The following is a 7,328-nucleotide window of genomic DNA, read 5'->3' as shown; positions in this document are numbered from 1 at the left end:
CGACACAGATCGCGGTAGCGCGCGAAGCCGTCACTACACAGCAATCGGTCGCCTTTGCCATCCTCGGCGCCATCAGCGAAGAGCCCGGGCTGCTGTCCGTCTTCAAAGAGATCGACGCCAAGAAGATCGAATCTATCAAGGCCGAGGCCGCCGATCCTGAGTTGGCGATGCTGCGCTGGTATGCGGCCAAGGGTCTGCTCCTGAATTCCCTGTTCGGGTTATGTCCGCTTTCGGACGAAGAACGCCAGCGCCTGTTTGAGCGCCTGCTCGACAGCCAGCAATGGCTGGCTCCTCGCAAGACCTAGAAGTGCATCGCGCGCCCTCTTACCGGAGGCCGCGCTGCAAATATTGCATTATAGAAATTTCGCACTGAACGGGCCTTGGCCCATCCCACCCGCACAGCGTGCTACAACGCCTCCTCCTGCATGGCAAAGGTATCGGGGAAGTTTGATAATCCCTTTAAAATAAACCGACCAGACGGTTTGCAAATATCAGATTCGGTGCTATATTCGCTCCCTGAGTTGGCGCGAAAGGGCCGGCTGGAGGGCTGATCTCGATATCGCCCGGGCGCCGCAGCTCAGCCTGCCCAGTACCGCCAGGCATGGATTTCCGTCACGTTCATGCCCCGCTCGTCCACCAAGCAGCACCAGGCCGACGACTGTCGTCTCCTGGAAAAATCTGAAGAGGAATTGAAATGCACATATCCATCAAGGCGAGCCGGCTGGCGGTGATTGCGGCGTTCTGCATGGCGCTTGCCGCATGCGGGACCACGCAGCCGAATTCGTACTCGGGAATTTCGTCGTCATCCAAGCTGATGCCCAACCAGAATGACGATACCGGACGTGTTCCGTACAGTTATTCGACTACAGCCAACTGGAAAAAATACAACGCGATCATCGTTGACCCGGTCGTGGTTTACCGCGGGACAGATCAGCAGTTCGGGGACATGCCGGAAAAGGACAAGGACGTCCTCGCCAGCTACATGCAAACCAAGTTCGCCGAAAAGCTGGCTCCTCGCTTCATGCTCGCCCGCGATCCGGCTCCAAACACGCTGCGCCTGAAACTGACGCTGACTGGCGCGGAGACCAACACACCGGTCCTTGCCACCCTTTCACGCTTCGACATCGCGGGAGGCATCTACAACGGCGTGCAGAATGCGCGTAACCGGGAAGGAACGCTGACAGGTTCGGTCATCTACTCCGTCGAACTCTATGATGCGGCCAGCGACCGCCTGCTCAGCGCCTTCATTACCAAGCAATACCCTCGCCCCTGGAATCTGGGGGCCAGCATGGGATCGCTGGCGGCATCGAAAGCCGGCATTGAAAAAGGTGCGGATGCACTGGTTGAACATCTGAAATGATGCCTGACCCGGCCCCGGAAGTAGCGCGGGATGTTCCGGCTGCCGATGCAGGCCGCCGGCATCTGATCGCCTGCATATGCTGCGATGCCGTTTACCAGCGCACCGACCTCGCCGAAGGCGAACGCGCACAGTGCCTGCGCTGCGGCGGCACGCTGTACCGCGAGAGCACGCGCGCCTATCATCGGCTGCTGCCTTTAGTGGTGACCGCGCTCATCCTGTTCCTGGTGTCCAACGTCTTTCCGATTGTCGAGATGGACCTCAAGGGCATACACACGCAAACCACATTATGGGGAGCGGTGCAGGCGCTGTATGCGGATCGCAACATGGCGCTGGTGGCCCTGCTGGTGTTTGCGACGACCATCCTGTTTCCCTTGGCAGAGATGCTGATGATGCTCTACCTGCTGGCGCCGATGGCACGGCATCGTTTGCCGGCAGGCTTCGAGCATGTCCTGCGCTGCATCCAGCGCACGCGACCATGGGGCATGATCGAGGTCTACCTGCTCGGCGTGGTGGTAACGCTGGTCAAGCTTTCCACCGTAGCCGATATCGTGCCTGGCGCTGCACTGTGGTCGTTCAGTGCGCTGGTCGTAGTGATGGCAGTCATGCTGTCGTTCGATCCGCGCGACCTGTGGCAGTACGTAAAGAAGGAACCGCTGCAATGAACGTGCAGCTGCCTGCCGTGCCGACAGCTGCATCGATGGGACTGATGCCTTGCCACGCCTGCAACCTGCTCAGCCCGTACACGCTGGGCGGCCTGCCCTGCCCGCGCTGCGGCGCCGCCTTGCACCGCCGCAAGCCCGATGGCCTGGCGCGCACCTGGGCTTTCCTGGCGTCAGCCGTGATCTGCTACATCCCCGCCAACTTGCTGCCCATGATGACCACGCAGTCTGTTTTCGAGACCTCGCGCGACACCATTCTCTCCGGCATCGCCTATCTCTGGATTTCGGATGCCAAGGCGCTGGCCATCGTGGTGCTGGTCACCAGCGTAGTGGTGCCGCTGCTAAAGATGATGGCTTTGACGATGCTGCTGGTTTCCGTGCATTTCCGCTCTGCCTGGCGCATCCCGCAACAAACCCGGCTGTACCGCCTGCTGGAAACAATCGGCCGCTGGTCGATGCTCGATATCTTCGTTGTAGCCATGCTGTCCGCACTGGTGCACGCCGGCAAACTGGCTACCATCATCCCCGGGCCGGGAGCCCTGGCTTTCTCCGCCGTGGTGGTGCTCACCATGCTCGCTTCCCTGAGCTTCGATCCCCGCCTGCTGTGGGATTCGCTGGATGCAAACCATGACTGAACCCGATACTTCTAATCTTCCGGCGCCGCCTGCGCCACTGCGTCCGGCACTCCGCCGGCGCACGCGCTGGCTGCCTTCGCTGGTATGGCTGATTCCCATCGTCGCCGCCATCGCCGGCTTGTCGCTGCTGATACACACCTTGTCCGAGCGCGGCCCCGAGATCACGATGACGTTCCGCACCGCGGACGGACTTGTGCCCAACAGGACTCCGGTGCGCTACAAGGCAGTCGATATCGGCGTGGTCAAGTCCCTGCGCCTGGCGCCGGATCGTTCTCATGTGATCGCCACCATAGCCCTGGGCAACGATGCCAAGAGCTTTCTGGCGAAAGACACTCGTTTCTGGGTAGTGCGCCCGCGCTTTGCCATCTCGGGCATTTCAGGCCTGGAGACACTGCTGTCCGGCGCCTATATCGGCGTGGACGCCGGCAAGTCGGCTGCGCGCAGCTATACGTTCGCCGGGCTGGAAGTGCCGCCGGCGGTATCCACCGATGCCTCCGGCAGGCAATTCGTGTTGCGCGCCGCCGACCTTGGCTCGCTCGACATCGGTTCCCCGGTCTACTACCGGCGCGTGCGGGTAGGCCAGGTGGTTGCTTACCAGCTCGAACCCAACGGCCGCGACCTTTCCTTGCGGGTGTTCATCGATCAGCCCTACGACAAGCTGGTCACTGCCAACACCCGTTTCTGGCACGCCAGCGGCATAGACATCAAGCTCGACGCCGGCGGCCTCAAGGTCAATACGCAAGCGCTCTCCACCATGCTGCTTGGCGGCGTGGCCTTCCAGGATCCCGACAATTCCAGGGCCGTTGCCGCAGCCGGCGAGAACACGCGCTTCATGCTGGCAAGCGACCAGGCAGAGGCCATGAAGCCCCCAGAAGAACTGAAGCCGGCGCTTGCCGTGCTCAATTTCGACCAGTCCGTGCGCGGGTTATCGCCAGGATCACCGCTGGATTTTCGCGGCATAGTGGTGGGCCAGGTACGCTCGATCGGGATCGAATATCAGCGCGACAGGAAAACCTTCCGCTTTCCCGTGGTAGTGGAACTTTATCCATCCCGCATGGGCTTCAGCCCGCGCGACCTGGAAGACAAACAGAAAGCATACGAAATCGCCGACACCATGAACAAGCGCGGCCTGCGTGCCCAGCTGCGCAACGGCAACCTGTTGACCGGCCAGCTCTACGTGGCGTTTGATTTTTTCCCTAAGGCGGCGCCGGTCAGGATCAGCGTCGACGGCCCCGTGCCTGAACTGGCCACCACGCCCGGCACGCTTGACGAGCTGCAGGCCAAGCTAGGCTCCATCGTCAACAAGATCGACAACGTACCGTTCGAGCAGATTGGCCGGGACCTGCGTACCTCGATGGCGGCGCTGGACAAGATGCTGAACAATGCCGACAAACTGATGGCCCAGGTCAACGTCGATGTCGTGCCGCAATTCGCAGCCGCGCTGCGGGACGCACACCAGACTCTGCAGACCGCAAACGAGACGCTGGCTCCGAACGCTCCCCTGCAGCAAGACACACGCCGCATGATGCAGGAACTGACACGCAGCGCCGCCTCCCTGCGTAACCTGACCGACTACCTGGAACGCCATCCCGAAGCACTGCTGCGCGGGAAAGCCGCTACGGAGCAACCATGATCCCCTCTGTCAAACTGCCCATGCTGTCGGCAGAACTGTTGCTCGCGGCGGCTGCATTGGCTGGCTGCGCCTCGCCCGAACCGCGTTATTACACACTGGCGCCGGGGCCGGCCATCGATGCGGGCGTCGCGCCAATCCCCGTCCAGAGCAAAGAGCCGTTATTGATCGAAGTGCCGCCGGTCCGCGTGCCCGAGCGTCTCAACCGCGCCAACCTGCTTCTAGAGGACGGTAACGGCGCGCTCAAGGTGATGGAGCAGGATCGCTGGTCGGCGCCGCTTCCCGACGAGTTGCGCGACGCCTTGTCGCAAGAGCTGCAAGCCAGCCTGGGCGCGGTAGACATCTACCATCAGGGTGTATCCAGGGTGGCGCCGATGTACCGCATTACCGTCGAAGTAGTGCGTATGGATGCCGGACTTGGAAACCGCGCTGCTGCGATCATCAACTGGACGGTGCAGCGTTTTCCAGACCGCAAATTGACGTCGGGTCAGACGCAGGCAGAGTTGCCAACATCGGGGAAAGTGAATAGCGTGGTGGCCGCCTACCAGCAAATTATCGTTAACACCGCAGGCGATATCGCGGCAGCAATACATACGCTGCCACCGCTATCACAGCAACAGCGAACCCCTTGACGTGAAAGTGGGGTTCACATCTCATTTTAAATTTTTCGATGCGGCTATCTTATTTTTTATACGGTTGTCATCCGTTGCAGCCAACATCAGCAGAGCCCCAATAATTGCAATATTTTTCAAGAAGTGGTTGAGCTGATTCTGCATGCCGGCAGGTTCTACTTGCCAGAACCGATGCGCAGTCAATGTGGCTATCGCCGTGAACAAGGCCACGATCACGGCGACCGGACGGACCTGCCAGCCGCTCAGGAGCGCCAGGCCTCCGCCAGCCTCAACCAGGATCGAGATCAGCACGGCGATGGTCGCAAACGGCACGCCAATACGGTCCATATAGGCGACCACGCTGGAAAAGGCAGTGATCTTGAGCACGCCGGAAACCACGAACAGTGAAGCAAGAAGGGTACGGCCGATGCGATACAGTGCTGGTGAAGTTTGCATGATTTTTAATATTCCATGATTCAATAATTCAATACCGTGGTGACACGCATGGCGCATCACCACGTTCTTCTCTCAGCATGGCTTGACCACGGGCCATTTGCTCAATGCCCGACATTGTCGCGAAGCTCGTCCAGATCCCGGTTCGCAACAACCGGATCGGTTTTCAGCTCCGCCTTGACTTCGGCGCGGGTCTTGGTCGAGGCAACAGGCTGCAGCACCGGGTAAGCAGAAGCGGCATAGTTCAGGCTGCCCTGGTCGCTCGCTTGCTGCAATTCAGCCACGACCTCTGCGCGCGTCTTGCTCGAGACAAAAGGAACTTCCGGTGGATAGGTGGCATCAGCAAGAGCGGAGCCGGTGGCGGCAACGAGAGCCGCGGCAACTGCAATTTTCAGGATATTCATTTTGCGCTTTCAGTAGAAATATGAGCCGGGATGGCGACGGTGTCGACAGTCTGTGAAACTTGTTGCCAGCCTGTCTTTCCGTGTGATTGATACTATGCGCAAAGATAATTTAGATAAATTAGCTAAAATGCGATCTTCCGTTCTGTATATGGAACGATAAAGGCGGAACTTTTGATGAAAAAACTGACTATCGACCTCAACGACCTGTACTTTTTTGTCCAGGTGGTTGACCGCGGCGGCTTCACGGCAGCGGCAGATGCCCTGGACATACCGAAATCCAGGCTGAGCCGGCGTACCGCGGAACTGGAGAAAGTGCTGGGAGTCCGGCTGCTGCACCGGACCTCACGCCGGATCGCGCTTACCGAGGTTGGCTCCCAGTTCTACCAGCATTGTGTCGCGATGATCATCGAAGCCCATGCCGCCGAGGATGTCGTGCAGCGCACCTTGGTCGAGCCGGTCGGCGTGATGCGCTTCAGCGCTCCGGAAGGAATGATCGATTTGATCCTGAGCGATCTGTTGCCGCGCTTCATGGCCATGTATCCAAAAGTCCAGGTCATGACGCAGATCACCAATCGCAACGTGGACCTGATCGAAGAGAGGATCGATGTAGCCTTGCGGATCAATTCACAGGCGCTGGAGAATTCCAGCCTGGTCCAAACCAACTTGTGCTCAACCCCGTGGGGCCTCTATGCCAGTCCGTCCTTTATAGAGCGTGCCGGACAGCCGCAATGTCCGGCCGACCTGGCCTCGCTGGACGCGCTAGTGTTTGGCATGGAAGAAGAAGCACCGACATGGCGATTGCTCAACCAGGCAGGCGAACAGCAGGCGGTTACATTAAAGCCGCGCATGAGAAGCGACAACATCCGGCTTCTTAAAAAGGCAGCGCTGGCGCATATGGGAGTGATAGCCTTACCGCGCCATGCATGCTCGGAGGACCTGGCGCAGAAGTCCCTGCAACGTGTGCTGCCCGACTGGCATCCTCCATCGGGACAGGTGCGCTTGGTATTCCCGACCCGGCGCGGCCTGGTCCCCGCTGTGCGGGCATATATAGAATTTCTGAAGGCGGAACTGCCGGCCAGGATCGCATTATTGTCCGGAAACAATTGACGATCTGCGAACAATGCGTTGGCTGCGCTCGTCGAAATTGTTCCGGTGTTATATTTTGCCATTCTGCTCTTCAGATTTAATTTCAAAAGGATACAGTCATGGCAAACATCGCTTTTCTCGGTACCGGTCTGCTCGGCGGCGCATTCGCTGAGGCCGCCGCAAAACGCGGCGATTCGGTAACCGCATGGAACCGTTCCATCGACAAGGTTCACGCCCTTGCCCAGTTCGGCGTGACGGCTGCTGCAACGCCCGCCGAAGCAGTCCGAGGCGCTGCAAGAGTGCATATCGTGGTGAAGGACGACGCCGTGGTCGATGAGGTTATTGAGGCGGCGCGCAGCGGACTATCGCCCGACGCAATCCTGATTGACCACACCACGACCTTGCCGGCGCTCACAGCCAAACGGGCCGAACGGCTGCACGCGGCCGGATTGAAGTACCTGCACTGCCCCGTCTTCATGGGACCGCCGGC

9 protein-coding genes and 1 pseudogene are annotated in these 7,328 nt (G+C 59.7%); 8 read left to right on the top strand and 2 right to left on the bottom strand.

Features of this window, described 5'->3' with window-relative positions:
• The 6 genes and pseudogenes from JWQ61_RS15260 to JWQ61_RS15235 all read left to right on the top strand — a co-directional run.
• Positions 1 to 305 (top strand): annotated as a pseudogene (locus JWQ61_RS15260) (TetR/AcrR family transcriptional regulator); the annotation flags it as partial.
• Positions 306 to 694: 389 nt separating this feature from the next.
• The gene (locus JWQ61_RS15255; RefSeq protein ID WP_304361279.1) at positions 695 to 1,360 is read left to right on the top strand and encodes a DUF3313 domain-containing protein; all 666 of its coding nucleotides are present in this window, start codon (positions 695 to 697) and stop codon (positions 1,358 to 1,360) included.
• Complete coding sequence (locus JWQ61_RS15250) at positions 1,360 to 2,022, top strand: paraquat-inducible protein A (RefSeq protein WP_304361280.1); 663 nt, start codon at positions 1,360 to 1,362, stop codon at positions 2,020 to 2,022. The genes JWQ61_RS15255 and JWQ61_RS15250 overlap by 1 nt, the downstream gene beginning before the upstream one ends.
• Positions 2,019 to 2,654 (top strand): paraquat-inducible protein A, encoded by a 636-nt coding sequence (locus JWQ61_RS15245; protein WP_304361278.1) that lies wholly within the window; start codon positions 2,019 to 2,021, stop codon positions 2,652 to 2,654. The genes JWQ61_RS15250 and JWQ61_RS15245 overlap by 4 nt, the downstream gene beginning before the upstream one ends.
• Positions 2,647 to 4,287, top strand: a complete 1,641-nt coding sequence (locus tag JWQ61_RS15240) for an intermembrane transport protein PqiB (protein ID WP_304361277.1) — start codon at positions 2,647 to 2,649, stop codon at positions 4,285 to 4,287. Before JWQ61_RS15245 ends, JWQ61_RS15240 begins: the two co-directional genes overlap by 8 nt.
• Positions 4,284 to 4,916 (top strand): membrane integrity-associated transporter subunit PqiC, encoded by a 633-nt coding sequence (locus tag JWQ61_RS15235; RefSeq protein ID WP_304361276.1) that lies wholly within the window; start codon positions 4,284 to 4,286, stop codon positions 4,914 to 4,916. The genes JWQ61_RS15240 and JWQ61_RS15235 overlap by 4 nt, the downstream gene beginning before the upstream one ends.
• A gap of 21 nt (positions 4,917 to 4,937) precedes the next feature.
• Here JWQ61_RS15235 and JWQ61_RS15230 read toward each other — a convergent pair whose 3' ends face one another.
• Positions 4,938 to 5,351, bottom strand: coding sequence for a DoxX family protein (locus JWQ61_RS15230; RefSeq protein ID WP_304361275.1), 414 nt, complete (start codon positions 5,349 to 5,351; stop codon positions 4,938 to 4,940).
• A gap of 101 nt (positions 5,352 to 5,452) precedes the next feature.
• Positions 5,453 to 5,752 (bottom strand): DUF4148 domain-containing protein, encoded by a 300-nt coding sequence (locus JWQ61_RS15225; protein WP_304361274.1) that lies wholly within the window; start codon positions 5,750 to 5,752, stop codon positions 5,453 to 5,455.
• Between the two features lie 174 nt (positions 5,753 to 5,926).
• Between JWQ61_RS15225 and JWQ61_RS15220 the strand changes: the two genes are divergently transcribed.
• The gene (locus JWQ61_RS15220; protein WP_304361273.1) at positions 5,927 to 6,859 is read left to right on the top strand and encodes a LysR substrate-binding domain-containing protein; all 933 of its coding nucleotides are present in this window, start codon (positions 5,927 to 5,929) and stop codon (positions 6,857 to 6,859) included.
• 98 nt (positions 6,860 to 6,957) lie between these two features.
• On the top strand, positions 6,958 to 7,328 hold a 371-nt coding region (locus JWQ61_RS15215; protein ID WP_304361272.1), incomplete at its 3' end, for an NAD(P)-binding domain-containing protein.

This window comes from Collimonas fungivorans, assembly GCF_028292705.1.
Lineage (GTDB): Bacteria > Pseudomonadota > Gammaproteobacteria > Burkholderiales > Burkholderiaceae_D > Collimonas > Collimonas fungivorans_B.
The sequence above is the reverse complement of the archived record's forward strand: the minus strand, read 5'-3'. Positions and strand labels throughout refer to the sequence as shown.